This window comes from Marivita sp. (assembly GCF_051251565.1).
In the GTDB taxonomy this organism is placed as follows: Bacteria; Pseudomonadota; Alphaproteobacteria; order Rhodobacterales; family Rhodobacteraceae; genus Marivita.
Map to the genome: position 1 here is coordinate 106,268 of NZ_JBPOFB010000002.1, position 26,998 is coordinate 133,265.

Sequence of the window (26,998 nt, forward strand, 5' to 3'; positions counted from 1 at the left end):
ATCTCAGGCGGGGGCGGCGCGCAATGTGCCACCGCGTTGACCGCGCATCACGATCAAGATCATGATGGCGATGTTCAGACCGTTCCAGACGATGCCGTTCACAAAGGCCCATTGGTAGCTGCCTGTCAGATCGTAGATCCAGCCCGACATCCAGCCGCCAAGGGCCATGCCCATGATGGTCATCATCATGACAAACCCGACCCGTGCACCGGCCTCGCGCGAGGGCATGTATTCGCGGACAATGACGGCATAGCTGGGCACGATGCCCCCTTGGCTGAGCCCAAAGATCAGGCTGACAAGGTAGAGCGACACAAGCCCGCCCGCAGGCAGGTAGAGAAAGAGCGCGATGGCTTGCAGCGTGGAGCCGATGAGAAGTGTTGGCACCCCGCCAATGCGGTCGGCCAATGTGCCCGAGATCAGGCGCGAGACAACGCCTCCGATCAACATGAGCGACAACATTTCGGCTCCGACGGCGGCCCCGAACCCGTAATCGACGCACAGGGCGACGATGTGGACCTGTGGCATCGACATCGCCACGCAGCAGCCAATGCCGGCAAGCCCAAGCATCCATTGCAGTTGGCGCGGGGTGAAGCCGGTGGCGCGGGTGCGGCTGGCGGATTGTGTGTCGGCGGTTTCGATTGCCTCGGCGGGGACGCGGGTGCGCAGCATTATGGCCAGAGGGGGAATGACGATGAGGGTCAGCACCGCCAGGGCAGTATAGCTCCAGCGCCAGCTTGCATCGCCCGCAAGGCTGCCCAGCAGCAGTGGCCAGATGGCGCCCGACAGGTAGTTGCCCGATGCAGCGATGGCGACGGCGATGCCGCGGCGTTTCAGGAACCATTGTGAAATGTCGGCAATGAGGGGGCCAAAGCTACAGGCGGTGGCAAAGCCGATAATGAATTGCAGCGCGGTCAGGATCAGAAGTGAAGGGCTGAGCGCTGCCAGCGCATAGGCGACTGTCAGGATCACGGCGCAGGTGATCAGCGCTGTGGTGATGCCAAAGCGGTCCACCGCGCGCCCGACATAGAAGTTACCAAGCGCAAAGCCGATCATGGTGAGCGTGTAGGCCAAAGACACATCCGCCCGGCCTGCGCCGAATTCGGTCTGGACCTCGGGCATCACCACGATGATTGCCCACATGCCGACATTGCCCATCACCGCGATCAAAAGCGTGACAAGCAGGCGGAGCCACGCGTAGCGGCTGTCAAGGACGGTTGGCGCAATCATCCGGTCACATTAGCCGGGCGCGGCTGGGGTGCCAGTGAAATCTGTGGGACGCTTGTTCGAGGCAGGAATGATGCAGGGGCGCATCGTATCTTTCCGCTTACGGAAGGTGGTGCTGGTGGCGGCGGCGGTGCCTTTGGAATTTGTCGCGCAGGTTGTGTGCGGAGTGTGCATATTTGGAAAAAGAAGAAGATCAGGCCTTGGCCGGAGGGGCCGCCAGATCGCTGAGGATCGGGCAGTCCGGGCGGTTGTCTCCGGCGCAGCTTTGGACGAGGTCTGACAGCGTGTCACGCATGGATTGCAGTTGGGAAATTTTGTCTTCAATCGTGTGCAGATGCGCCTGTGCGAGGTCTTTGACATCAGCGCTTGCGCGGGTCTTGTCGTCGTAAAGCGCCAGCAGCGTGCGACAATCCTCGATGGTGAAGCCGAGCGCGCGGGCGCGTCCCAGAAACGCCAGCTTGTGCAGGTCGCTGTCGCGGAAGCGGCGGTAGCCGTTGCTGTCGCGCAAGGGCGCGATCAGGCCGATGTCTTCGTAGTAGCGGATGGTTTTGGGCGGCAGGCCAGCGCGGGTGGCAACGTCTCCGATGTTCATGCGGGAGCCTCTTGGTAGCTGGGGGATGGGGCGTCCTGTTGGGCTGGTGCAATGTTGCGCAAGCGCAGCGCATTCGAGATTACAAAGACCGAGGACAACGCCATTGCGCCCGCCCCAAGCATTGGTGACAGCAGGAGGCCGAAGGTGGGATAGAGCACGCCCGCTGCCACGGGGATCAGCGCGGTGTTGTAGGCGAAGGCCCAGAACAGGTTCTGGCGGATGTTGCGCATCGTGCGGCGCGAGATTTCAACCGCGTTTACCACGCCCGACACACGGCCCGAGGCCAGCACGATATCGGCGGCTTCGATGGCGACATCGGTGCCAGTGCCGATGGCCAGTCCGATATCGGCTTCGGCCAGTGCCGGAGCGTCGTTGATGCCGTCGCCGACAAAAGCAACCGGGCCGAACTGGGCGCGCAGGGCCTTGATCGCGGCGACTTTGCCATCAGGCAGGACGCCCGCTGTCACATGGTCAATGCCAAGCTGCTGCGCAATGGCTTGCGCGGCGGCGGGGCTGTCGCCCGAGATCATCGCCACCTTGAGACCCTGCGCATGCAGCGCGTCGATGGCCGGTTTTGCACTGGGTTTGATCTGGTCGGCCACGGCGAAGACGGCGGCAGCCTGTCCGTCGATGGCGACGCAGACCAGCGTGTGACCCTTGTTTGCAAACCGTGTGATCGCACCCTGCAAAGGGCTTGTGTCGATCAGGTGTTCGATCAGGTGTCGTTCAGAACCCACCAGTAGGGATGTGCCGTCTATATGTGCCTTCAGGCCGTAGCCGGGTATGGTTTCGGCGTCGGTGACATCGGGCAGGTCATCGGGCGCTGCTGCGAGGATTGCGCGGGCAACGGGATGATCCGAGCTTTTTTCGACGGCGGCTGTGAGGTGCAGGGCGCGGGCAGCATCGATACCGGGTGCGGTCATCTGGTCGACCAGGGTCGGGCGGCCTTGGGTCAGGGTGCCGGTCTTGTCAAAGGCCACGACCTTGGCCGCATCCAGCCGTTGCAGCGCGTCGCCTTTGCGAAACAGCACACCCAATTCGGCCGCACGCCCCGTGCCCACCATGATGGAGGTCGGAGTGGCAAGGCCCATGGCACAGGGGCACGCGATGATCAGAACCGCGACACCAGCCACCAGCGCATAGCCCACAGCAGGTGATGGCCCGATGGCAAGCCAGACCGCGACTGTGAGCGCGGCAATGGCCAGCACCACAGGCACGAAGATGCGCACAACTGTGTCGGCGAGTGCCTGAATGGGAAGTTTCGCACCTTGTGCGGTCTGGACCATGTCAATGATGCGGGCGAGCACCGTATCCGACCCAACGGCTGTGGCACGATAGGTCAGGAGGCGTTGGCCATTGATCGTGCCGCCTGTGACGCGGTCGCATTCAGATTTCGCCACGGGTGCGGGTTCGCCGGTGATCATGGCCTCGTCCACGAAAGACGTGCCGTCGGTGACCACACCATCAACGGCGACGCGCCCGCCCGGTCGGACGGTGATCAAGTCGCCTGTGACGACCTCTGACAGGGGAATGTCCGTCTCCGTGCCATCGCGTAGCACATGCACTGTGTCAGGGCGCAGGCCGACAAGGTGGCGAATGGCGGCCCCGGTGCGGCCCTTGGCGCGGGCCTCCATCCAACGACCGGCAAGGATCAGCGTGACAATCACGCCCGCCGCTTCGAAATAGACGGCGCGGGTGCCGTCGGGCAGCAGTGCTGGCGCAAAGGTGGCGATGGTGGAATAGGCCCAGGCCGCCAAGGTGCCCAAAGCGACCAGGCTGTTCATGTCGGGCGCGCCTTTGGCCAGAAGCGGCAGGCCGATGCGGAAGAAGCGCCGCCCGGGCCATGCGAGAACCAGCGTGATCAACACGAATTGCAGAATCCAGAAGCTCTGCATGCCGATGCTGCCCATGATCGCGTGGTGGATCGGCGGGAACAGGTGCCCGCCCATTTCGGTGAGAAACACAGGCAGGGTCAGCGCGCCCGCGATCAGCGTGTCGCGTTTGAGCGGCAGGATGTCCGACGGAACCTCGGTCGGGGTGTCAGAGGTGATGGGTTTGGCACGATACCCGGCGTCTGTCACCGTTTTGGCGAGGGTTTCGATGGTGACTGCACCGTCAAGGCTGCGCACGGTGGCGGTTTGTGTGGCAAGGTTCACAGCGGCCGAGATAACGCCGGGACGGTCCTGCAAGGCGCGCTCGACGCGGCCCGTACAGGACGCGCAGGTCATGCCGGTGATCGACAGCCGATGCGTGGTTTCCTTGGCTGGGTAGCCCGCGGTTTTCAATGCGGCGCGCAGCGTGTCGGTCGAGGCATCCCCGGTGACCTGTGCCATGCGGTTTGCAATATTGACCGAGGCCGATGCGACCCCGGGCACAGCGGCAAGCGCGCGTTCGGCGCGGTTTGCGCAGCCGGCGCAGCTTAGGTTTTCGACGGCGAAGCGAAGCGTTGTCATGGGACTGATCCTTGTGCCTTGAGGATCAGATAGGGCTTCCAGTCACTGGAAGGTCAAGGGGGTTTGGTTTTATTTGTCCTGCAACATTGGTCTTTGGGTCAGTTGAGGTGGGATCTGGGTGTGCAAAGCCGTGCGCGGCACTCCTCGCACAGAATCGGTAGACCAAAGCGTGAGGCGCTGCACAATAACGGCAGCAAGGCAGTCGGTGAAACAAGCATCCCGGCTTCTGCCAGCGCGCGGTCGCGGTTTTGTTCGGTGGCGGCCATGACAAAGCGGGCCAAGGACGCTTCGTCAGGTGATACGCCTTGCGTGTCTTCGGTGAGGATTGTCAGTGCTTGCCATCCATGAAGTCGAAGCAAGCGCAACATCTGTTCAAATGCCTGCAAGCAGGCGCGGGCGCGCGCCTGGCCCATGGAGTGACACAGGTCATCCCACATCCGGTTCTGAGCTTCGGGGCCGGATTCCCACGCACGCAAAAGAGCGATCACCCGCTTTTCGGGCGCGCGTAGATCTGTGTCAGGGAGGAGGATCGGTCCATGATGCATGGAAAAAACCTTTGCTCTTGGGTCATAGCGCAAAAGCTAGCCTATAATTCTGATTAAAACAATCAGGAATGTGTTTTGAGCACAAGGTTTGATGCCTACAGAAATAGGGAACCTGGAAAATAAGTAGATTTTGGGGCAATTTCCGCCCCCACTTCGCCTAACAGATCGGTCTAAGGAGGGGGGAGTCACCCAGCCCCTGTTTCGGCTTCGATCTGTGCACGGGATTTTCGGGCGCGTTCAGTGGCGGATTTCAACTGACCGCAGGCTGCCATAATGTCTTCGCCGCGCGGGGTGCGAATGGGGGAGGCGTACCCGGCCTTGTAGAGGATATCTGCAAACGCTTCGATGCGGCTCCAGTCCGAACGCTTGTAGGGCGCGCCGGGCCATTCGTTGAACGGGATCAGGTTGATCTTGGCGGGGATGCCCGCGATCAGTTTGACCAGACGCCGCGCGTCTGCGTCGGAATCGTTCACATCCTTGAGCATCACATATTCAAACGTGATGCGTTCGGAGTTCGAATTTTTGGGGTACTCGCGCAACGCATCAAGCAGGGTCTCGATATTCCAGCGCTTGTTGATCGGGACCAGATTGTCGCGCACCTCATCTGTGGTGGCGTGGAAGCTGACGGCCAGCAGGCAGCCGATCTCTTGGGCGGTTTTGGCAATTTCCGGCACAACCCCAGAGGTCGACAGCGTGATGCGGCGGCGCGACAGGGCAATGCCTTCGCCGTCCATCGCAATCTTCATGGCGTCGCGGACGTTGTCAAAATTATAAAGTGGCTCACCCATGCCCATCAACACGATGTTGGACAAAAGGCGCGGCCCGTTTTCGCCGGTGCCGACGCCCGGTTCCGGCCATTCGCCCAAATCGTCACGGGCCAGCATGACCTGACCGACGATTTCCCCAGCGGTCAGGTTGCGGACCAGTTTCTGCCTGCCGGTGTGGCAGAACGAACAGGTGAGCGTGCAGCCGACCTGAGACGATATGCACAGCGTGCCGCGATCAGTTTCGGGGATATAGACGACCTCGACCTCGTGCCCGCCTGCGATACGGACAAGGTATTTACGGGTGCCATCAGCCGAGACTTGTTTGGACACTACCTCGGGCAGGGCAATTTCGAAATGATCGTCCAGTTGCGCGCGGTAGCCTTTGGCAAGGTTCGTCATCGCATGGAAATCGCGTACACCCCACTGGTAGAGCCATTGCCAGATCTGGTTCACGCGCATCTTGGACTGCTTGTCCGGCGTGCCCATGGCGATCAACGCGTCATGAAGCTTGGTGCGTGTCAGACCGACAATATTCGTCTTACCGCCCTCGGGCATCTTGCGCGGGAGGGTCAGAACGTCTTGAGTAATCGGTGCAGCGCCGGTCATGGGGTCAGCCTTTCTCGAAAAGAGATGAGGCACATATAGGATTCTTTTGCTTTTGCCAAAGGGTGAATGCGCCCCGATTTTCAAGCATAGCCCAAATCCCTTGATGCACCGCGCGCGCCAAAAAGGGGCACACTGCCAGATTTACCTAGGGCAAGCCGACGCTCTGAGGCATGGCCCCGCCCTTTATCTCGCAATGGGGTCCTTGACGGAGGGAATTACAAAATGGCTTATTTTTCAGTTTCGCATTGGAACACGAGCAAATGGCCGGACGCTCTGGCCCGACCTGTCAGGCCCTTTTTCCTGCAAATCCTCAGGACCGGCAGCGCGTTTCCGCATCTTCGACTGCGGCGGTAAAGCCCAGAAGAGAGAATGTATCCTTGGTCACGGTACCGCGCGCGGATTGTGCCGTCAGCACGGCATCCGCGCCGCGTTTCATCGCGGTGACGATCTTGGAATCGTCCTGCGGCGTTGCGGGCCAAGCCCATTCGCCTTCGGTGAACAATTCGAATTCCGTGCCGCTGATATTGACGTTAACGGTCGATCCCGGTGCAAACGGATAACCCCCGGTAAAGGCGACCTGTCCCTGCACCTCGGCGCCGGGACGGTAGAACACCATCAGCAGGATTTCGCCTCGGGTCACGGCCACGACACGGCCGCCGCGCGTGTTTACGCTTTCCTTATAGGTTGTCACTGCCCAGCATTCGCGGGGCTCTTGCCCTTCGAACACGCTCCAGTCGGTGATGGCATTCACGCGGTTGGTGCTCGTTTCCTGTGCGACACTCGCACTTGCCGATACCAGCGCCATTGCGCCGATCACCGCTCCGCCAATCCATGATTTCATGCGTCCAGCCTCCAGACCGTCCTTAGCCTCAACTCGTTTCTTCGTCACAGTATGGGTTTAGCCCGCGATTATGTCACTGCAACTTTGCTCTCGACCTTGTCAGATTAGCCTGATTTACGGGTGTCTTCAAAGCCCAATTGGCAGATTTCTGCCCATTTTCCAAGGAGCGCCCCGAATGGCACAGCCTGCATCTCTGGCCGAAGTCTGGCGTGGCCCCTTCCAAGAAAGCCATCATGTCGGACATGCAGTGATCTGCGACGGCACCGGGCAGATTGTTGACGCTTGGGGTGATGCGACAGCGGTGGTATTGCCGCGCAGTTCGTCGAAGATGATCCAGGCGCTGCCATTGCTGGCATCGGGGGCTGCGGATGGACGAGGCCTGACGTCGGAACAGCTCGCGCTGGCCTGCGCTTCGCACCAAGGTGCGCCGATTCATGTCACGCGCGTTAACCGGTGGCTTGCGGATCTGGGTCTTGGTGACGGCGCGTTGTGTTGCGGGCCGCAGGTGAGCCGCGATACAGAGCTCAAGCTTGAGATGATCCGTGCGCAAGACCCCCCCTGCCGGGTGCATAACAATTGTTCGGGCAAACATGCCGGGTTCCTGACGCTGGCCCAGCATCTTGGGGCGGGGCCGGACTATGTGACCCCGGATCACCCAGTGCAGCGTGCTTGCCTTGACGCTTTCGAGACCGTGACCGGCGAAACAAGCCCCGGCTTTGGGATTGATGGCTGTTCGGCCCCCAACTTTGCGACAAGCATGCACGGGATGGCGCGGGCTATGGCGTGGTTTGCCACGGCCGGCCAGCGGTCAGACACCATGAGCTCGGCCGCCGCACGGCTGGTTGCGGCGATGCACACCCATCCCGAACTGGTCGCTGGCGAAGGCCGTGCCTGCACGCGTTTGATGCGTGTGGCCAAGGAGCCTGTCGCGCTCAAGACCGGGGCAGAGGGCTATTTCATCGCCATCTTGCCGAACCGGGGTCTGGGCATAGCCGTCAAAGCGGCCGACGGGGCCACGCGGGCGGCGGAATGTGCGATTGCGGCGCTTTTGGTGCGGCTTGATGTGCTCGACCCCGCGCATCCCGAAGTCAAAGCGTTTCTCAACCCGTTGGTGCACAACTGGGATGGGCTGGTCACCGGAGAGATTAAACCTGCGCCGGGCCTTCTGGCATAACAAATTCCGAGCGGCTGTAGCCTTGCAGGAATAGCAGGGCGGTCAGGTCGCCGTGATTGATCCGCAGTCTGGCTTCGTCCTGCACACTGGGTTTCGCATGCAATGCAACGCCTGACCCTGCGCGTTGCAGCATGCCCAGATCATTGGCCCCGTCGCCCACAGCCAGCACGTCGGCGGCGCTTAGCCCGAGCCGTGCGGTGATGTCATCAAGCGCGGCAACCTTGGCGTCCCGCCCCAGGATCGGGCGGCTCACATCGCCAGTCAGTCGGCCCCCGTCGACCAGCAGCGTGTTGGCGCGGTTTTCGTCAAAGCCCAAAGCGGCGGCCACCCGCGCGGTGAAGGCGGTAAACCCGCCAGACACCAGCGCAGCATATGCGCCTCTGGCTTTCATCGTCGCCAAAAGGACAGGCCCGCCGGGCATAAGGGTGATGCGGGACTTCAGGACATCTTGGATCACTGTGTCAGGCAGATCCCGCAGCAATGCGACCCGCGCGATCAACGCGCCTTCGAAATCCAGTTCGCCATTCATGGCGCGTGCGGTGATGTCCTTCACCTGCGCACCAACGCCTGCGACCTCTGCCAGTTCGTCGATACATTCCTGCTGGATCATCGTGCTGTCCATATCCGCCAGCAACATGGCCTTGCGCCGCCCCTCGGCGGGTTGGATGACCAGATCAACCCCTTGATCCTGAAGCGCGGTCCAGCTTGCCCCGGCAGTGTCCGGCACAGTCGGTATGTCGAACTCTGCGGCCTCGTCCGGGGACAACCACAGCAGGTCCGCTCCGCCCCACGCATTGCGCAGCGCCTCTGCCAAAGCTGGGTCCAACGCACCGGGGCGGGCAATCAAAGTGGCTGTGAACATGGCATCCGTCCTTGGTCAAAACATGCGGCGATGTACCTATGCCACAAGCAAAAGACCAGATGGCACACAGGCACCGCCTGCATCTTCTTCTTTTCCTGAATACTGCCCGTCGGAGGCATCACCACGTTGTGGCAAGCGTGAAAGCAGCAAAGTTTCCGATCCGCAACGCGCCCGCACCCGATCTGCAAATGCGTCACCTTGGCTGCATTTTCCGACTTGCGCGGGGGCAATCGGGGCCGTAGACGCAGCGGCGGGACACCCTTCCCCAACGAAGGGCGCTTATCTGGAAGGATAGCACAAATGGCTATTGCAAAACCCGGCGCGCGGCCGGCCAACCCGCGTTTTTCCTCTGGCCCCTGTGCCAAACCCCCCGCTTTTGAGTTAAACAAACTCGCCGACGCGCCCTTGGGTCGCTCGCACCGGGCTGGTGTCGGCAAAGCCAAGCTGAAGGCCGCGATCGAAGAGACGCGCGAACTGCTTGGTGTGCCTGCTGATTACAAGATCGGCATTGTTCCTGCGTCCGATACGGGTGCGGTTGAAATGGCGATGTGGTCGCTGTTGGGCGCACGCAAGGCGACAATGGTTGCTTGGGAATCTTTTGGTGCAGGCTGGGTCACGGACGTGGTCAAGCAGCTCAAGATCGACGCCGAGGTGAAGACCGCAGATTACGGCCAGATCGTGGATATGGCGGCTTTGGATTATGACACCGATGTTGTGTTCACGTGGAACGGCACCACTTCGGGTGTGCGGATGCCCAATGGCGATGCGATCCCGGCAGACCGCGACGGTCTGACAATCTGCGACGCCACCTCGGCGGCCTTTGCGCAGGACCTGCCGTGGGACAAGCTCGATGTGACGACGTTCTCCTGGCAGAAGGTGCTGGGCGGCGAAGCCGCGCATGGGATGCTGATCTTGTCGCCCCGCGCGGTTGAACGTCTGGAAAGCTACACACCCGCTTGGCCGATGCCCAAGATTTTCCGCCTCACCAAGGGTGGTAAGTTGATCGACGGAATCTTTGTTGGCGAGACAATCAACACGCCCTCGATGCTTGCGGTCGAAGACTACCTGCTGGCGCTCGATTGGGCGCGGTCGGTGGGCGGGCTAAGGGGCCTGATGGCGCGGGCTGATGCCAATGCGCAAGCGATCTGGGATTTCTGCGCGGCAAACGACTGGATCGCCAATCTGGCTGATGATCCGGCAACGCGGTCGAACACGTCCGTTTGCCTGAAATTCACCGATCCCCGTATCACTGATGGCACGGTCTTTGCCAAGGCAGTCGCCAAACGGCTTGAGGCGGAAGGCGTGGCGCTGGATGTCGGCGCGTATCGAGATGCCCCTGCCGGGCTGCGCATCTGGTGCGGTGGCACGGTCGAGACGGCAGATATCGAAGCGATGTTGCCGTGGCTAGACTGGGCCTTCCATGCCGAGATCGACGCCTTGGCCCAAGCGGCCTGATCCAAACATTTTCAGCGCTCATCAAGCCTGACGGCTTTCTTTGCGAAGAAGGGCAAACGCCCTGATGAGCGCGCATTTCTGACAAAGGACCAAAAACATGGCCCCCCGTGTACTCATCTCTGACGAACTTTCCGACGCAGCCGTCCAGATCTTCAAGGACCGCGGCATTGATGTCGATTTCCAGCCCAAGCTGGGCAAGGACAAAGACAAGCTGGCCGAAATCATCGGCCAGTATGACGGCCTTGCGATCCGCTCGGCGACCAAGGTGACGCAGACCATTCTGGACAATGCCACCAACCTCAAGGTGATTGGCCGCGCCGGGATTGGCACCGACAATATCGACAAGGACGCCGCCTCCAAGAAAGGTGTGATCGTCATGAACACGCCCTTTGGCAACATGATCACCACCGCCGAACACGCGATTGCGATGATGTTCGCTTGTGCGCGTCAAATCCCCGAAGCGTCTGCATCGACTCATGCCGGCAAGTGGGAAAAGTCCAAATTCATGGGTGTTGAGCTGACCGGCAAGACGCTGGGTGTGATTGGTGCTGGCAACATTGGTGGCATCGTGTGTGACCGCGCGCGCGGGCTCAAGATGAAGGTTGTCGCCTATGACCCTTTCTTGGGCGAAGAAAAGGCCAAGAAGATGCAAGTCGAGAAGGTTGAGCTTGACGATCTTCTGGCGCGCGCTGATTTCATCACGCTGCACGTGCCCTACACGGACCAGACTGCGAATATCCTTTCAGCGGAAAATCTTGCCAAGACCAAGAAAGGCGTGCGGATCATCAACTGTGCGCGGGGCGGTCTGGTGGACGAAGCAGCCTTGGCAGAACTTTTGAAATCCGGGCACGTTGCAGGTGCCGCGTTTGACGTGTTCAAGGAAGAACCCGCCACAGACAACCCGCTCTTTAACCTGCCCAACGTGGTTTGTACGCCGCATCTTGGTGCGGCAACGACCGAGGCGCAGGAAAACGTGGCGTTGCAAGTGGCCGAGCAGATGGCGAATTACCTGCTGACAGGGGCCGTTGAAAACGCGCTCAACATGCCGTCCGTGACGGCTGAAGAGGCCAAGATCATGGGCCCGTGGATCAAGCTGGCCGACCATTTGGGCAGCTTTATCGGCCAGATGACGGACGAGCCGATCAAGGCGATCAATGTGCTGTATGATGGCACCGTGGCCGAGATGAACCTCGATGCGCTGAACTGTTCGGCGATTGCCGGGATCATGAAGCGCGTGAACCCGGATGTGAACATGGTCAGCGCGCCGCTGATTGCCAAGGAACGTGGGATCAAGATCAGCACGACCAATCAGGCGAAATCGGGTGCGTTTGATGGCTATGTGAAGCTGACCGTGGTCACAGACAGCCGCGAACGGTCGATTGCGGGCACAGTGTTCAGCGATGGCAAGCCGCGGTTTATCCAGATCAAGGGCATCAATATCGACGCCGAGATCGGGGCGCATATGGTGTACACCACGAACGAAGATGTGCCGGGCATCATCGGGACGTTGGGCATGACCATGGGCCAGAACAACGTCAACATCGCAAACTTCACCTTGGGCCGCTCTGCTGCCAAGGGCGAGGCTATTGCCCTGCTCTATGTCGATGAACCGGTGCCAGCCGATGTTGTCGCCAAGTTGCATGCAACAGGCCTGTTCAAGCAGGTAAAGCCACTTCAGTTTGACGTGGCGTGATTGCAGCGTGACCTGACACATGCGAAAGAGCGCGGATGACACGCGCTCTTTACGCCTTCGGCGATATTCACGGCCAGCTTGGCATGCTTGAAGATGCGCTTGCGCTGGTCGAGGCGGATGGCGGTGCAGATGCCCGCATCGTTTTTCTTGGTGATTATGTGGATCGTGGCCCGGACAGCCGGGGTGTGATCGACATGCTGGCCACAGGGCAGGCCGACGGCCGTGACTGGGTGTGTCTCAAGGGCAATCACGACCGGTTCTTCGAGTGGTTCATTCACCCGGATGGCCCGCGAAGCGATCCACATCTTCTGGTTGGCTATCACTGGTTTCATCCATCAATTGGCGGCACGGAAACCATTGCGTCCTATGATGTCTATCCGCCGGATCGTATCCGTCAAAGTGACCTTGCCAGTCAGATCATTGAGGCGGTGCCCGAGACGCATCAGGCGTTTTTGCGTGGTCTCAGGACATCCCATGCCGAAGACGGTTTGTTCTTTGCCCATGCCGGTATTCGCCCCGGCGTTCCCTTGGACCGGCAGGACGAAAACGATCTGCTGTGGATTCGTCAGGAGTTCCATTCCGACAAGCGCGATCACGGTGCGGTTGTCGTGCACGGGCACACGCCTGTCGACGTGCCCGAGCGATACACGAACCGGATCAACCTTGACACCGGCGCGGGCTATGGACGCCCGCTGACCGTTGCCGTGTTCGACAGTGGTGAGGTGTTCAGGCTGACGGCGCAAGGCCGCCAGCGCATCCCTAATCGTAGCTAAGCGCCGTCGCCTTGCCGCGGAACACCGTATAGGCCAGCGCGGTATAGCCAAGGATCATCGGCAATACGAAAATTGTCCCGATCAGGATGATGAACAGGCTTTCCGGTGCGCTGGCTGCCTCGTAGATCGTAATCTGGTCCGGCACGATGAACGGGTAGAACGAATAGGCCATACCGAAAAATCCAAGCACAAACAGAACGATGGTCGCCGCAAAGGGGAACCATGCAAAGCTGTCATCGCTGGTCGGCAAGCGCCGCAGCGCCAGCCACAACAGGACGATCAACGCGCCCGACATCAACGGCAATGGCAACAGCAGGAAAAATTCCGGCATGGAAAACCATTTGTCAAAGATGCGCGGGCTGACCAGGGGCGACGCGACCGAGATCGCGCCAAGGCCAAGGACAACGCCCCAGATGCCGCCTTTGGACCATGTCACGGCTTTGCGCTGCAACGCGCCTTCGGTTTTCAGGATCAGCCATGTCGCCCCGATGAACGAATAGGCGACGGTCAGGAACACCGCCGTCACCGCCGAAAAGGCGAGGGTAAAGGCGGTGACTTCAAGGCCCATGATATACATGCCGAGCATGTAGCCTTGGCTCAGCGACGTCATCATCGATCCGATATAGAACGCCCGGTCCCAGGACGCCTTGTGACGCGCCGGGGCCTTCACGCGGAATTCGAACGATACACCGCGCAGGATCAACCCGACCAACATCACTGCGACCGGCAGGTAGAGCGCGGTCAGGATCGTGCCATGCGCAGTGGGAAAGGCCACCAGAAGGATGCCGATGGCCAACACCAGCCATGTTTCGTTGGCATCCCAGAACGGCCCGATGGATGCGATCATCCGGTCTTTTTCGTCCTTTTCGGCAAAGGGAAACAACACGCCGACGCCAAGGTCGAACCCGTCAAGCACAACGTAGATCAGAATGGACACGCCCAGAAGCGCGGCGAAGGCCAGCGGAAGCCAAACGGCAGGGTCTCCGAAAAGGTACATGGTGTTACTCCGCTGCGACTGTGACTTGGGCTTCGGCTGAAACCGGCCCGCGTGGCCGGACCGGTTCGCCCATTGCGGCCTTGCGCGCCAGATAGAAAAGCACACCGATATAAGCGGTCAGAAGCACCACATAGATCGACAGGTAGACAAACAGCGTGGTTGCCACCAACGGCGCCGGTACATCGGCCACGGCAGCTTCGGTGGTCAGCACACCCTGGACCAGCCAAGGCTGACGGCCGATTTCGGTGGTGTACCACCCTGCAAGCGTGGCGACCCAGCCGGAAAATGCCATCGGGACCATCGCCCAAAGCAGCGGTTTGGGCAGTCCCTCAACCCCGCGCCGTTTGCGCGCCATAAAGAACACGGACGCCCAGCTGAGCAGCAGCATCGCCATGCCTGTGGCCACCATGATACGGAAGCTGAAGAACACCGGGGCCACGGGCGGATGTTTGACGGTGCCGTCTTCGAGGACAAAGTCGTTCAGTCCGGGCACCACGCCATCGAGCGAATGCTTCAGGATGAGCGACGCGCCATTGGGGATGCTGATCTCGAAATCGTTGGACCGGGTTTCCTCGTTCGGGATCGCGAACAGAACCAGCGGCACGTTTGGCCCGGTCTCCCAGTTGCCTTCCATCGCGGCGACCTTTTGGGGCTGGTGTTCCAGCGTGTTCAGGCCATGAAAATCCCCAGCAAGGATTTGCAGCGGGATCAACACCGCACCAAGGGTCATGCCTGTTTTGAGCGTTGCGCGCACGCCGCTCGACCGATCCCCGATCAACCAGCGGAACGCGCTTAGCCCGGCCAGCAGGAACGCCACGGTCAGGCCCGACGCCAGCAGCATGTGCACAAGGCGGTAAGGCATCGACGGGTTGAAGATGATTGCAAACCAATCGGTGGCAAAGGCGACGCCGTCGCGCATCTCAAAGCCCGCAGGCGTGTGCATCCATGAATTCAGCACCAAAATCCAGAAGGCCGACATGGTGGTGCCAAAGGCCACAAGAAAGGTCGACAGCGTGTGCAACCAGCTTGGCACTTTGGACATGCCAAACAGCATGATCCCAAGGAACACCGCCTCAAGGAAAAACGCGGTCATCACCTCGTAAGCCAACAAGGGGCCCGCAATGTTACCGACCGACTCCATAAAGCCCGGCCAGTTGGTGCCGAACTGGAAGGACATGGTGATGCCCGACACAACCCCCATCGCAAAGCTCAGCGCGAAGACCTTGACCCAGAAGCGATAGGCTTCGATCCATTTCTGATCGCCCGTGCGGCTGAAGCGCAACTTGAAGAACAGCAGCACCCAACCCAAGGCGATCGTGATCGTCGGGAACAGGATGTGAAACGAGATGTTCGCTCCGAACTGGATGCGCGACAGGATAAGAGTGTCCATGGAGAGCCGACCTTTGGCAAAAGCTGTTTGTGTCTGAGACATAGGTAGGTGTCAAATGTAGGTTTACTGGTTGCTGCGACAGCATTGCACACCCAGAGCGCAGGGGCAGACTGACGCACCGGATTGTCCGGTTCGCTGCGGCATGTGCGAAAGCGGTTTCAAATTCGGGGCAAGGTCTTATATCTAGCGCTCTCGCGGACGAAGGAGGCCGCAGCGATGGCAAAGCCGAAGGAAAACACGAACTACAAGGTGATCGCCGACAACCGTCGTGCGCGGTTCGACTATGCCATCGAGGACGATCTTGAAGTGGGGATCATGCTTCAGGGGTCCGAAGTGAAATCCCTGCGCGAGAACAGCGCGAACATCACCGAATGCTACGCCGCAGTCGAAGACGGAGAGTTGTGGCTCGTGAATTCGTATATCGCGCCCTACAACCGCGCAATGTTCCCGCATGATGAACGGCGGCGGCGCAAGCTGTTGGTGTCACGCAAAGAATTGTCGCGTCTGTGGAACGAGACCCAGCGCAAGGGCATGACGCTTGTGCCGATGGTGATGTATTTCAACCATAAAGGCATGGTGAAAATGAAGCTGGGCATCGCCAAGGGCAAGAAAAACCACGACAAGCGCGAAACCGAAGCCAAGCGCGACTGGGGCCGCCAAAAACAGCGGTTGCTCAAGAACGCAGGCTGATCCACGTCACGATTCCGTCCCCGCGATATGTCATGCGGCGGCGGCGGTGTTTTTTGGCGCTGGTGGGCGTCGTAACGAACATGATGGCCAAGTAAGCGCAAAGCGCCCTTGGCCTTGCGAGTCGCGCCTGCCCCACTTATGCAGGTGCGACACCAGTTCAGAGGGCGCTTATGGCACAGGACGACCCAAAAACGCTTGTTTCCACAGATTGGCTCGCGTCACACATGCGCGACCCGGATTTGCGCATTCTGGATGCGTCTTGGTATATGCCCGACTCGGGCCGCGACGCGAAGGCGGAATATACGGCGGGGCATATACCCGGAGCGCGCTTTTTTGATATCGACGACGTGTCAGACAACCGGTCTGATCTGCCGCACATGGCGCCGCCCATTGAGAAATTCATGTCCCGCATGCGTGCGCTTGGCGTGGGCGACGGCCATCAGGTGGTTGTCTATGATGGCATGGGTCTGTTTTCTGCCGCGCGGGTCTGGTGGCTGTTCAAGCTGATGGGCCAGAACGACATTGCGGTGCTCGACGGTGGGTTTCCCAAATGGGTCGCCGAAGGCCGCGACGTTGAAGACCTACCGCCGATGATCCGCGACCGGCATATGACGGTGCGGCGTCAGGCGCATCTGGTCAAGGACGTGACGCAGGTGTCGGCGGCCTCTAAACTGCATGATCATGAAATCATCGACGCGCGGTCTGCGGGCCGGTTCCAGGGGCAAGAGCCCGAACCCCGCCCCGGCATGCGCAGCGGGCATATTCCCGGTTCAAAGAACGTGCATTATGCCAGCCTGCTGAACGCGGATCAGACGCTGAAATTGCCGGAAGAGACCCGCGCGATCTTTGAAGCGGCAGGGGTGGATTTGGCGAAGCCCGCGATCACGACATGCGGGTCCGGTGTGACGGCAGCGATCCTGTCGCTGGCCATGGCCCGCATGGGCAAAGACGACTTTTCCCTTTACGACGGCTCTTGGTCCGAATGGGGGATGTTCCCCACCGTTCCCGTGGCCACTGGAGACGACTGATGTTCGAGACCCTCAAGGAACAACCCGCCGATAAAATCCTGGCTTTGGTGCAGACCTACCGCGAAGATCCGCGCGATCCCAAGATTGATCTCGGGGTCGGTGTCTACAAGGACGCAACCGGAAACACGCCGATCATGCGCGCCATCAAAACTGCCGAACAGCAGCTTTGGGAGGCGGAAACGACCAAGGCCTATACCGGGCTTGCCGGCGATCCGGCCTTTGCGGATGCGATGGTTGCTATGGTTCTGGGCGATGCAGTGCCGCGTGCAAACGTAGCGGCGGTGGCCACGCCCGGCGGCACAGGTGCGGTACGTCAGGGCTTTGACATGGTCAAAATGGCCAATCCCAAAGCCCGTGTGTTTGTCAGTGATCCGACATGGCCAAACCACCTGTCGATCCTCAAGCATATGGGGCTTGAAGTGGTGCTCTACCGCTATTTCGACGAAGACACGCGCGGCCTTGATTTTGACGGCATGATGGCTGATCTGGCGCAAGCCGGTCCGGGGGACATCGTGCTGGTGCATGGTTGCTGTCACAACCCGACCGGTGCAAACCTCAACATCACCGAATGGAAGGCGCTGGTTGACCTGCTGCTCAAAACCGGTGCAACCCCGATGGTCGATATTGCCTATCAGGGCTTTGGGGACGGGCTTGAGGAAGACGCGGCAGCAACGCGTTTGATAGCTTCGTCGGTGCCGGAAACCATCATCGCAGCAAGCTGTTCCAAGAACTTTGGGATCTACCGCGAACGCACAGGGTTGCTGATGGCGGTGGCGGCTGATCCGTCGGCGCACAAGCTCAATCAAGGTACGTTGGCCTATCTGAACCGCCAGAACTATTCCTTCCCGCCGGATCACGGCGCACGCTTGGTGACGATGGTTTTGACCGATGACACCCTGCGCGCGGAATGGGCGAAAGAGCTGGAAGAGATGCGCACTGGCATGTTGGCGCTGCGCGAACAATTGGCGGCCGAGTTACAACGCCTGTCCGGGTCCGATCGGTTCGGTTTTATCGCCCAGCATCGTGGCATGTTCTCGCGGCTTGGGGCCACGCCCGAGCAGGTGGACCGCCTGCGCGATGAACACGCGATCTATCTGGTTGGAGATTCCCGCCTGAACATCGCCGGTCTGAACAAGGATTCTGTGCCGATCCTTGCCAAGGCGATGATCGACGTGGGAATTTGATCTGACATCAGAGATTTAAGTGTATGGGCGCCTGTTGGCGCCCATTCTGTTTGTCTCGTCCGCCGCCTACGGCATTGTTCTCGGGCCTGTGTTTATGTGACGCCTCTGTTGGACCAAGGGCAGGTGGCGATGGTGCGTCGGTGTATTCGGAAAAAGCCGTCAGCCGTGTACTTTGACACTGTCTTCGGGCACTTGATCGCGGTCGAACATGCCGTAATCGCGCAGCACATGGCAAACGCGCAGCCGATAGTCCGAAAAGATGCCGTTCCGGCCTTTGGATTGCGCGTTGCGGTGGGCGGCGAGTTTGCGCCAGCGCAGAACCGCGTCTTCGTCCTCAAAGAAACTGATCGACAAGAGTTTGTCCGGGTTGGTCAGGCTTTGGAACCGCTCGACCGAGATGAAGCCTTCGACCTCTTCGACCATGGGTCGCATGGTCGCGGCGATGTCGAGATACGCGTCTTTTTGGCCTTCGGCGGGCATGAGTTCGAAGATGATAGCAATCATTGTGGTTCCTTTTTCTGTGACTCATCCCTGTCGGGGCCGGAGGTGTCAATCCGGGTTTGCGCGGGTGAAGGGCAACGGCATGGGAGGTGTGTAGGGTTTGGTTGTTGAAACATAGGCTTTCGGCTTATGGGAGGGACCGGGCGTCAGGATGTGCCGCAACAGTGCCACAGGGTGGTGGCGCAAGGTGAGGCGCAGGGCGACGTAATCTTCGACAACCTGTTCGCCTTCGGTCATCGCGGGCAGATGGGCTGCGGGTTCATGGATCGCTTCGCCGTCGATATCGCCATCGAACAGCGGCAGGGTCTTGCGGGTGGTCAACGCCTTGGCCTCCCACAGGGCGGCGCGGCGGGTGAGGCTGATATTGCGGAACACATCGGCTTCGGCCAGACGGGTGATCGTCGCCGGGTCAAGACCGGCACGGCGCCAGAGATCCTGAACGCTTTGGTACCCATTGCCGCGCCCGGCGGCGATCCATTGGGCGTCTTCCTCGGACAGGCCCTTGATCTGACGAAAGCCCAACCGCAGGGCAAGACCACCTGTCTCATCGGGTTCCATCACGTTGTCCCAGAAGCTTGTGTTGATGCAGACGGGGCGGACGGTCACGCCATGTTCGCGGGCGTCGCGCACGATCTGGGCGGGGGCGTAAAAGCCCATCGGCTGGGAGTTGAGCAGCGCGCAGGCGAAGATGCCGGGGTGATGGTGTTTGATCCACGCACTTGCATAGACCAGCAATGCAAAGCTGGCGGCGTGGCTTTCGGGAAAACCGTAGGAGCCGAAACCTTCAATCTGCGAAAAACAGCGATTGGCGAAGTCTTCGTCGTAGCCTTTGTTGCGCATGCCGCGCAGGAACAGGGCGCGGAATTCGCTGACATTGCCGTGCTTTTTGAAGGTGGCCAATGACCGGCGCAGGCGGTCGGCCTGTTCGGGGGTGAAGCCTGCACCGACAATGGCGATCTGCATCGCCTGTTCCTGAAACAGCGGCACACCAAGGGTTTTGCCCAGCACCGTGCCCAATTCGTCTGACGGAAAGCTCACCTCTTCTTCGCCGTTGCGGCGGCGGATATAGGGGTGGACCATATCGCCCTGAATGGGGCCGGGACGGATGATTGCGACCTCGATCACCAGATCATAGAACGTGCGCGGCTTCATGCGGGGCAGAAAATTCATCTGCGCGCGGGATTCGACCTGGAAGACACCGATGCTGTCAGCCTTGCAAAGCATGTCATAGACGGCCGGGTCTTCGGGCGGCAGCGTGGCCAGCGTGTGGGTCTGGTTGTGATGCAGCTTTAGCAGGTCAAAGGATTTGCGGATGCACGACAGCATCCCCAAGCTGAGCACATCAACCTTGAGGATGCCCAGCGCGTCGATATCGTCCTTGTCCCAGCAGATGACGGTGCGGTCCTCCATCGTGGCGTTTTCGATGGGGACGAGTTCGTCCAGACGGCCTTCGGTGATGATGAAACCGCCGACATGCTGCGACAGGTGACGCGGGAAACCGATGATTTCGAAGATCAGCTCCATCGTGAGTTTGAGGCGGTGATCGGTGGGATCGAGGCCAATTTCGCGCATGCGCTGTTCCTCAAGCCCATTGGTCGAGAAGAACTCCCAGAGTTGCGAGGACAGTGCGCCGATGGTGTCTTGGCTCAGGCCCATCGCAGACCCCACCTCGCGGATGGCGCGTTTGCCGCGGTAGTGGATGACGGTGGCACAAAGACCTGCGCGGTGGCGGCCGTAGCGGTCATAGATGTGCTGGATCACCTCTTCGCGGCGTTCATGTTCGAAATCCACATCAATGTCGGGCGGCTCGTCCCGTGCCTCGGACACAAAGCGTTCAAACACCATCGTGCCGATCTCGGGCGAGACCGAGGTCACGCCGAGGCAGTAGCAGACGACCGAATTCGCGGCAGAGCCACGGCCCTGACAGAGGATGCCGCGTTCGCGGGCAAAGGCGACGATGTCGCGCACGGTGAGGAAGTAAGGCTCATAGCGCAGTTTGCCGATCAGGGTGAGCTCGTGCTGGAGCAACTTTTTCACCTTGTCCGACGCGCCGTGCGGGTAGCGCCATTTCAGCCCCTCATGGGCGAGGCGCGACAGGCGTTGGGGGGCGGTTTCGGCCCCGGTGACTTCGCTGGGGTATTCGTAGCGCAGGTCTCCAAGATCGAAGGTGCAGGTGTCTGCCAGTTGTGTGGCGCGGTCCACGGCATCGGCATGGGGCCCAAGGATATGCCGCATGTCCATGTCAGAGCGCAGCCGCTGTTCGCCATTGGCCTGCGCGCGGGTGCCCAAGGCATCCACACGACACCCCTGACGGATCGCGGTGACCACATCCGCCAGTTTGCGGCGGCGTCCGTGGTGCATGATCGGCAGGGCCGATGCGAGAGTGGGCATGTTCAGGCTTTGGGCAAGGTGTGCGATTTGGGTGAAATACTCTTGGTCCTGCCCGTCATAGCGGGGACTGATGAGCAGGTGACTGTGCCCGGCAAAGCGGCGTGCCAGCCGGTGCGCCTGTGACAGCCAATCACCTGCGCTGCCCTGTGATGAGGGCGCTTGTTGGGCAGGGTGCAGGAGCCAGTGCAGGCCGTCCTGACAGCCCAACAGATCGTCCAGTGTCAGATGGCACGCCCCTTTGGGCGCGCGGCGGCGTCCCGTCGTGATCAGGCGGCAGAGCTGCGCCCAGCCTTGGCGGTTGGTGGCCAGCGCCGTGGCGGTAAAGCCGGTGTCGGTGACAATCTTTGCGGCCGGGATCAGGTGGGGTACATGGCTGAGGATCTGGGCGCGTTGGTGGGTGATATGGTCTGGCACCGGCGGACCGATGGGGCCATTTTTCGCCTCAAGCCCTGCGCGCTCGCGCAGCTGGCGTGTCAGGTTTTTGGCCTCTGACCAGGCGCGCACGATACCGGCCACGGAATTGGTGTCGGCAATGGCGATGGCTGACAGGCCCAGCGTGGCGGCACGCTCCATGTATTCCTCGGGGTGGGACGCCCCGGTGAGAAAGGTGAAATTGGAGGTGATCGACAGCTCTGCGAACATACACTGCTTTATGTTCTTCTTTTGTTCCCTTTTAAATGATTCGAATGTTGAAGGGTGGTTGTTTGAGGGGGCAATGGTTTGGGCCCCCTTTTTGCGTTCACAATGCCGGGATTACAGACATTCTGCCAGCGTGGCAGCGAGATTGCGGATAACCTGCCCATAGAGCGTGGCACCCGGTTCAAGATCTGCACCCAGCGGGTCGATCACGCCGGTGGTGGCTTCGGTCCCGTCAAGAACAGTCGTAATGAGGCCGGGGTTGAATTGCGGTTCTGCCAGCACGCAATCAATACCCTGTTCTCGAATACGTCCCTGGATCTCGGCAATGCGGGCGGGGCTTGGGTCGGTTGCATCGCTCAGGGAAATCGCGCCGGATGCGAGAAAATCAAAGGCGGTTTCGAAATACTGATAGGCGTCGTGGAAGACAACAAAACTGCCGCCACGCACCGGATCAAGGGTCGCGTTGACCTCGGTCACAAGCGTATCCATTTCGGTGCGGGCAGCCGCGGCATTGGTGAAATAGGTTCCCGCATTATCGGGGTCCGCCGCAGACAGTTCTGCCGCAATCAGGTTCAGCCATGTCGCGGCATTGTCGACCGACAGCCATGCGTGCGGGTCATGGGCACCATGGGCATGGCCTTCATGAGAGTGGTCATCGTGGTCTGCATGGTCTGCGTCATGATTGTGATCGTCATGGCCTGCGTCTTCTGCCTCGTGCGCATGGTCATGGTCATGGTCATGGTCGTCATGATCATGCGCGTGATCTTTTTCATCCGCATGTGCACCATCGTGACCATGGCTATGTGCTTCGAACAGCGCGCCTTCGCGGAAGTTCAGCAAGATCGTTCCGTCCGCATCCAACAGCGATATCACCTCGGCATCTTTGGCCAAGGTGCCAATCGCGTCTGCCATCCAGGGGGTCAGGTCTGCGCCCATCCAGAACACAAGGTCGGCGTCCTGAAGCGCGGCGGCCTCTGATGGGCGCAGGCTGTATTCATGGGGTGTTCCACCGGGCTGTACGATCAGATCGGGGGTGCCCAGCCCGTCCATCACCTGTGCGACCAGCGAATGTATCGGGGCGATATCGACGGCAACGCGCGGGACATCGGCCATCGCCGCGCCGCCGAGCAGAGCAGCCATGGTGGACAGAGAGACAAGCTTGGTGGACATCAGGAACTCCATGTGATTTTGTAACACTATGGCGTGCATAAACGATATGAAATAACATGACAAGACAGGCGCGAAACATGATGACCGATGACGCGATCCCGCTTGGGTTCGAACAGCACGATCACAAGGCCTGCATGGCCGATGCGCTTGCATCAGTTGAGGCGCGGTGCACCGCCGAAGGGCTGCGCCTGACACCTGTGCGACGCAAGGTGCTCGAACTGTTGTTGCAGGAACACCGGGCGCTGGGCGCATATGCGATTCTTGATCTGCTGCGCGAAGCGGGGTTCGGGTCACAGCCCCCTGTGGCCTATCGGGCGCTTGATTTTCTGGCCGAGCACGGGTTTGTGCACAAGATCGAGCGGCTCAATGCCTTTGTCGCATGTGTTCATCCCGGCGAAAACCATTCACCCGCGTTCATGATTTGCCGTTTGTGCAATTCTGTGGCCGAAGCGCATGCCGCCCTTGCAAAAGGCACGCTGGGCGCTGCGGCCCGCGCCACTGGGTTTCAGATTGAACGCACCGTCGTCGAAGCGCTGGGCGTGTGCCCGGCCTGTTCGGAAAAGGCAGACGCGTGAGCCTGATTGCCGTAAGAAACCTAAGCGTGGCCTACGGGGCCAATGTCGTGTTGCGGCATGTCGATCTGACCATTGAACCCGGAGAAATTGTCACGATTGTCGGTCCCAACGGATCGGGCAAAACCAGTCTGCTGCGCGCCATCATCGGCGCCAACAAGCCCGCCAAGGGCGAGATTGTCCGCAAGCCGGGGCTGCGGATCGGCTATGTGCCCCAACGGCTTCATATTGACCCGACGCTGCCGATCACGGTGGACCGCTTTATGCGGCTTGGTACCCAAGCAAGCCATGACGATTGCGTGGCGGCGCTTCAGACCGCAGGTGTGACCGACCTTGTGACACGGCAGATGTCGCGCCTGTCTGGCGGGCAATTCCAGCGGGTGCTTCTGGCCCGAGCGTTGATCAACAGGCCCGAGGTGCTGCTGCTGGATGAGGCGACGCAAGGCTTAGACCAGCCCGGCTCAGCCGCGTTCTACCGCCAGATCGAAGCGGTTCGGCGCGACACGGGCTGTGCTGTGCTGATGATCAGCCACGAATTGCACGTCGTCATGAGCGCCTCGGACCGGGTGATCTGCCTTAATGGCCATGTCTGTTGCGAAGGCACACCGGCGATCGTGGCCTCGGCCCCGGAATATCGCGCCTTGTTTGGCACGGGAACGGGAGGGGCGCTGGCGCTGTATCGACACGATCACGATCATGACCACACACATGATCATGATCACGGACACGAGGCGGCGCAGTGATGCTGGATGATTTCATGATGCGCGCCACGCTTGCCGGCGTCGGTGTGGCTTTTGCTGCGGCCCCTTTGGGGTGTTTCGTCGTTTGGCGCAGGATGGCCTATTTCGGCGACGCGACGGCACATGCCGCGATCCTTGGCGTCGCGTTGTCGCTGGCGCTTGACATGTCGATTTTTCCCGGAGCCTTGGCGATAGCTTTGGTCATGGCCGTCACCGTGACTGTTCTGGCTGGGCGCGGCTATGCGATGGATACGCTTTTGGGGGTTCTGGCCCATTCTGCGCTGGCATTTGGACTGGTCGCGGTGTCGTTCCTGTCGGGCGTGCGGATCGACCTGATGGCCTATTTGTTCGGCGATATTCTGGCGGTCTCGACCACCGATCTTGCGGTGATCTGGGGCGGCGCGTTGCTGGTCATTGGGCTAATTGCATGGCGGTGGTCTGCGCTCTTGATGGCGACGCTTAACGAAGATCTGGCCTACGCCAATGGCCTTGATCCAAGGCGTGAACAACTGGTTCTGACCGTGTCTTTGGCAATCACCGTTGCGGTGGCAATCAAGGTCGTGGGCGTGTTGCTGATCGCAGCAATGCTGATCATTCCCGCCGCGGCCGCCCGAAGCCTGTCGCGTACACCTGAAGCGATGGCGCTGATTGCAGCGGCGCTGGGTGCGGTGTCAGCGGTGGCAGGACTGCGCGCCGCCTATATCTTTGACACACCAGCAGGGCCGTCCATCGTGTGCGTGGCGGCGATCCTTTTTGGGTGTTTCAACCTTATTCGTTGGCAGGGGATGCGCAGCACATAGCGTGTTGATGCGTGGCCTGTTCGGTCAGACCGCGTTGATCTTCTGGATCGCGCGAAAGCCTTCGAAACGCGGTGTGCCCTCATAAAGCGTGCGGGTGTCCCCGGCGCGCGCATGGGATGCTCGAAACGCATCACTTGTTGTCCAGGCGCGGAAATGGTCTTCGGTCTCCCACACTGTGTGCGACGCATAAAGCACGCGCCCATCGTCTTCGGCGCCTTTCAGCATGTGGAACGACACAAACCCGTCCATGTCCTGAAGGCGGCTTTCGCGGTTCAGCCAAATCTCCTCGAATTCGGCAGCGTTCTCGGTTGGTACGACAAACCTGTTCATGGCAAGATACATTGGCAGTCTCCTTGATGGGTTTGCCCTGTCATGCGGCAGGGACGCAGAGCCATGTCAGCACATGGGTGTCTGTCAGGCGGTGATGGATGTCAAAGCTGCGGCCTTTCGGCAAGCCGTCGGCGAGATCGGTGGTCAGCGTCAGCGCAAGACGCGCATCGTTGGGCGCATGGGTCAATTCGGCGGCGTCAAATCCGAAAAATTGCCCAACGCGGGGATACAGCGCCTTGAACAGTGCCTCTTTGGCAGAAAAGGCGAGGGTGGCATTTGCGGCGGCAGGCAAGCGGCCCTGAGTCACCATCGCTCGTTCCCGAATGTTCAGGGTTTCTTTCAGGATCGCGGTCAGACTGCGCCCCGATGCGATGGCCTCGGTATCGACGCCGTAGCTGTGGGTCGTGTCCTGTGACAGCAGACACACACAGCGCCCGCGTGCATGGCTGATCGACCCTGACAGCCCGTTGGGCCAAATCGGTGCGCGGCTTGGCGCGGACAGAACCGGTTGCGGTGGGACGTGCAACAACGCCATCGCCGCCTGCGCCATTGCGCGCCCTGCCAGCAGATCGGCCTTGCGCGTGTCCACGGCACGCCCCAGCTGCGCCGGGAAAGGGATATCCAGCCGCTCAAACAGAGCATCGCCATAGGCCGCGCTGTTATAGCTGCCGGTCACAAGCACAGCACCTTGGATCAGGCTGTCCTGCGCGGCAATGTCGTTCAGGAACCCGTTTGCGCGGTCCTGCAAGGTAAGAAGCGGGGTCTGATCCATAGCTTGCCTGAAATCCCCGCAACCCTGTCTTGGGTCAAGCAAAAACCGACGGGTGGATTTACTTGGAGCCCGCCGGGCGCTAGGCGTTAGCCGTCAATAGGAGGCATGAAATGTCGGATCAGTCCCGGTCTCGGGGAGTCGTTTATGTCGCGTGGGGCAAGGCCCATGTGGACGTGGCACGGCGGTCTGCGGCGTCGGTGAAAAAGCACAATCCGGGGCTGCCTTGTGTGATCTGGTGTGCTGCGGATGACGACGCGACCGGGTTTGACGACGCCTTCGTCATCCCAGCCGACATGACGCGGCCCAAGGTCGGCGCGCTAAAGCTTAGCCCGTATGACGAGACACTTTATCTGGACAATGACACGATGATCCGCGCCGATCTTTCGTCGCTGTTCGATTTGTTGCAAAAGTTCGATCTATGCGGTGCGCATGTCATGCTGTGGCATCGACCCCGTCACAAGCGGATGTGGCAGACCAAAGTGCCAGAGACCTTTCCCGAGATCAATTGCGGGGTGCTGCTCTATCGCAAGAACGCCAAGACCGAGGCGTTTTTTGACGATTGGCAGGCGGCCTATGATGCGGCGGGCATGAAGATCGACCAACCGACATTCCGCGAGGTATTGTGGCACTCGGACCTGCGGTTCTATGTGTTTCCGCCGCAATTCAACAAGCGCATCTTCGAGGCGTCAGAGTTGGTGTATTCCGACCAGCCAAAACCGCGCATCCTTCATCTTCCGATCCTGCGCCCGCAGAAGAACGGGTTCAAACGATGGTTTTCGAATTTGATCCGCTGAGATGGAGACGGACCA

The 26,998-nt window shown here is 60.3% G+C and carries 25 protein-coding genes; 11 read left to right on the forward strand and 14 right to left on the reverse strand.

The annotated features are described in order from the left end of the window. Nucleotides 1–3: 3 nt before the first annotated feature. The 6 genes from ACSHXH_RS03025 to ACSHXH_RS03050 form a co-directional block, all read right to left on the reverse strand. Entirely contained in the window at nt 4–1,227 is a 1,224-nt protein-coding gene (locus ACSHXH_RS03025) for an MFS transporter (protein WP_435670283.1), read from the reverse strand. A gap of 190 nt (nt 1,228–1,417) precedes the next feature. Beyond that, nucleotides 1,418–1,816, reverse strand: coding sequence for a Cu(I)-responsive transcriptional regulator (gene cueR / locus ACSHXH_RS03030; RefSeq protein WP_435670284.1), 399 nt, complete (start codon nt 1,814–1,816; stop codon nt 1,418–1,420). Further along, complete coding sequence (locus ACSHXH_RS03035) at nt 1,813–4,269, reverse strand: heavy metal translocating P-type ATPase (protein ID WP_435670285.1); 2,457 nt, start codon at nt 4,267–4,269, stop codon at nt 1,813–1,815. Before ACSHXH_RS03035 ends, cueR begins: the two co-directional genes overlap by 4 nt. 98 nt (nt 4,270–4,367) lie before the next feature. After that, nucleotides 4,368–4,814, reverse strand: a complete 447-nt coding sequence (locus ACSHXH_RS03040) for a hypothetical protein (RefSeq protein ID WP_435670286.1) — start codon at nt 4,812–4,814, stop codon at nt 4,368–4,370. Between the two features lie 185 nt (nt 4,815–4,999). Continuing rightward, complete coding sequence (gene rlmN / locus ACSHXH_RS03045) at nt 5,000–6,187, reverse strand: 23S rRNA (adenine(2503)-C(2))-methyltransferase RlmN (protein WP_435670287.1); 1,188 nt, start codon at nt 6,185–6,187, stop codon at nt 5,000–5,002. Nucleotides 6,188–6,497: 310 nt separating this feature from the next. After that, a complete protein-coding gene (locus tag ACSHXH_RS03050) occupies nt 6,498–7,028 on the reverse strand; it encodes an invasion associated locus B family protein (RefSeq protein ID WP_435670288.1) in 531 nt (176 codons plus the stop codon). A 175-nt stretch (nt 7,029–7,203) separates the two neighbouring features. Here ACSHXH_RS03050 and ACSHXH_RS03055 point away from each other — a divergent pair, with 175 nt between their 5' ends. Beyond that, nucleotides 7,204–8,202 carry an asparaginase gene (locus ACSHXH_RS03055; RefSeq protein WP_435670289.1) on the forward strand — a complete coding sequence of 333 codons (999 nt, stop codon included), beginning with the start codon at nt 7,204–7,206 and terminating at the stop codon, nt 8,200–8,202. Here ACSHXH_RS03055 and serB read toward each other — a convergent pair. Continuing rightward, nucleotides 8,174–9,064 (reverse strand): phosphoserine phosphatase SerB, encoded by an 891-nt coding sequence (serB, locus tag ACSHXH_RS03060; protein WP_435670290.1) that lies wholly within the window; start codon nt 9,062–9,064, stop codon nt 8,174–8,176. The two genes, ACSHXH_RS03055 and serB, sit on opposite strands and share 29 nt — an antisense overlap. Nucleotides 9,065–9,364: 300 nt before the next feature. Between serB and ACSHXH_RS03065 the strand changes: the two genes are divergently transcribed. From ACSHXH_RS03065 to ACSHXH_RS03075, 3 genes are all read left to right on the forward strand, one after another. Continuing rightward, entirely contained in the window at nt 9,365–10,519 is a 1,155-nt protein-coding gene (locus ACSHXH_RS03065; protein WP_435670291.1) for a phosphoserine transaminase, read from the forward strand. Between the two features lie 97 nt (nt 10,520–10,616). Continuing rightward, nucleotides 10,617–12,212, forward strand: coding sequence for a phosphoglycerate dehydrogenase (serA, locus tag ACSHXH_RS03070; RefSeq protein WP_435670292.1), 1,596 nt, complete (start codon nt 10,617–10,619; stop codon nt 12,210–12,212). Nucleotides 12,213–12,247: 35 nt separating this feature from the next. Next, complete coding sequence (locus ACSHXH_RS03075) at nt 12,248–12,985, forward strand: metallophosphoesterase family protein (RefSeq protein ID WP_435670293.1); 738 nt, start codon at nt 12,248–12,250, stop codon at nt 12,983–12,985. Here ACSHXH_RS03075 and ACSHXH_RS03080 read toward each other — a convergent pair. After that, nucleotides 12,972–13,982 carry a cytochrome d ubiquinol oxidase subunit II gene (locus ACSHXH_RS03080; RefSeq protein ID WP_435670294.1) on the reverse strand — a complete coding sequence of 337 codons (1,011 nt, stop codon included), beginning with the start codon at nt 13,980–13,982 and terminating at the stop codon, nt 12,972–12,974. The genes ACSHXH_RS03075 and ACSHXH_RS03080 overlap by 14 nt on opposite strands. A 4-nt stretch (nt 13,983–13,986) precedes the next feature. Continuing rightward, the gene (locus ACSHXH_RS03085) at nt 13,987–15,372 is read right to left on the reverse strand and encodes a cytochrome ubiquinol oxidase subunit I (protein WP_435670295.1); all 1,386 of its coding nucleotides are present in this window, start codon (nt 15,370–15,372) and stop codon (nt 13,987–13,989) included. A gap of 216 nt (nt 15,373–15,588) precedes the next feature. On the opposite strand from ACSHXH_RS03085, the gene smpB reads away from it, so the two are divergent. The 3 genes from smpB (at nt 15,589) to ACSHXH_RS03100 (ending at nt 18,274) form a co-directional block, all read left to right on the forward strand. Further along, a complete protein-coding gene (smpB, locus tag ACSHXH_RS03090) occupies nt 15,589–16,062 on the forward strand; it encodes an SsrA-binding protein SmpB (RefSeq protein ID WP_435670296.1) in 474 nt (157 codons plus the stop codon). 170 nt (nt 16,063–16,232) lie between these two features. Further along, the gene (sseA, locus tag ACSHXH_RS03095; protein WP_435670297.1) at nt 16,233–17,090 is read left to right on the forward strand and encodes a 3-mercaptopyruvate sulfurtransferase; all 858 of its coding nucleotides are present in this window, start codon (nt 16,233–16,235) and stop codon (nt 17,088–17,090) included. Continuing rightward, nucleotides 17,090–18,274 (forward strand): aromatic amino acid transaminase, encoded by a 1,185-nt coding sequence (locus tag ACSHXH_RS03100; protein ID WP_435670298.1) that lies wholly within the window; start codon nt 17,090–17,092, stop codon nt 18,272–18,274. The genes sseA and ACSHXH_RS03100 overlap by 1 nt, the downstream gene beginning before the upstream one ends. Nucleotides 18,275–18,433: 159 nt before the next feature. Here ACSHXH_RS03100 and ACSHXH_RS03105 read toward each other — a convergent pair whose 3' ends face one another. The 3 genes from ACSHXH_RS03105 to ACSHXH_RS03115 all read right to left on the reverse strand — a co-directional run bounded on the left by ACSHXH_RS03105 (nt 18,434) and on the right by ACSHXH_RS03115 (nt 22,975). Beyond that, nucleotides 18,434–18,778 (reverse strand): antibiotic biosynthesis monooxygenase family protein, encoded by a 345-nt coding sequence (locus ACSHXH_RS03105; protein ID WP_435670299.1) that lies wholly within the window; start codon nt 18,776–18,778, stop codon nt 18,434–18,436. Nucleotides 18,779–18,823: 45 nt separating this feature from the next. Next, the gene (locus tag ACSHXH_RS03110; protein WP_435670300.1) at nt 18,824–21,808 is read right to left on the reverse strand and encodes an error-prone DNA polymerase; all 2,985 of its coding nucleotides are present in this window, start codon (nt 21,806–21,808) and stop codon (nt 18,824–18,826) included. Between the two features lie 111 nt (nt 21,809–21,919). Continuing rightward, complete coding sequence (locus ACSHXH_RS03115) at nt 21,920–22,975, reverse strand: zinc ABC transporter substrate-binding protein (RefSeq protein ID WP_435670301.1); 1,056 nt, start codon at nt 22,973–22,975, stop codon at nt 21,920–21,922. 77 nt (nt 22,976–23,052) lie between these two features. On the opposite strand from ACSHXH_RS03115, the gene ACSHXH_RS03120 reads away from it, so the two are divergent. From ACSHXH_RS03120 to ACSHXH_RS03130, 3 genes are read left to right on the forward strand one after another with little or no spacing between them, the layout of a single operon-like run. Next, nucleotides 23,053–23,550, forward strand: a complete 498-nt coding sequence (locus ACSHXH_RS03120; RefSeq protein WP_435670302.1) for a transcriptional repressor — start codon at nt 23,053–23,055, stop codon at nt 23,548–23,550. Then, nucleotides 23,547–24,290 (forward strand): metal ABC transporter ATP-binding protein, encoded by a 744-nt coding sequence (locus ACSHXH_RS03125; protein WP_435670303.1) that lies wholly within the window; start codon nt 23,547–23,549, stop codon nt 24,288–24,290. The genes ACSHXH_RS03120 and ACSHXH_RS03125 overlap by 4 nt, the downstream gene beginning before the upstream one ends. Then, nucleotides 24,290–25,087 carry a metal ABC transporter permease gene (locus ACSHXH_RS03130; protein ID WP_435670304.1) on the forward strand — a complete coding sequence of 266 codons (798 nt, stop codon included), beginning with the start codon at nt 24,290–24,292 and terminating at the stop codon, nt 25,085–25,087. Before ACSHXH_RS03125 ends, ACSHXH_RS03130 begins: the two co-directional genes overlap by 1 nt. 24 nt (nt 25,088–25,111) lie before the next feature. Here the strand turns inward: ACSHXH_RS03130 and ACSHXH_RS03135 are convergent, their stop codons facing one another. Together ACSHXH_RS03135 and ACSHXH_RS03140 are read right to left on the reverse strand one after the other, a co-directional pair. Further along, nucleotides 25,112–25,429 carry an antibiotic biosynthesis monooxygenase family protein gene (locus tag ACSHXH_RS03135; RefSeq protein WP_435670305.1) on the reverse strand — a complete coding sequence of 106 codons (318 nt, stop codon included), beginning with the start codon at nt 25,427–25,429 and terminating at the stop codon, nt 25,112–25,114. A 28-nt stretch (nt 25,430–25,457) separates the two neighbouring features. After that, nucleotides 25,458–26,189: a 4'-phosphopantetheinyl transferase family protein gene (locus ACSHXH_RS03140; RefSeq protein ID WP_435670306.1), complete on the reverse strand. Its 732-nt coding sequence runs from the start codon at nt 26,187–26,189 to the stop codon at nt 25,458–25,460. Between the two features lie 110 nt (nt 26,190–26,299). On the opposite strand from ACSHXH_RS03140, the gene ACSHXH_RS03145 reads away from it, so the two are divergent. After that, nucleotides 26,300–26,983, forward strand: coding sequence for a hypothetical protein (locus tag ACSHXH_RS03145; RefSeq protein WP_435670307.1), 684 nt, complete (start codon nt 26,300–26,302; stop codon nt 26,981–26,983). Nucleotides 26,984–26,998 lie beyond the last annotated feature (15 nt).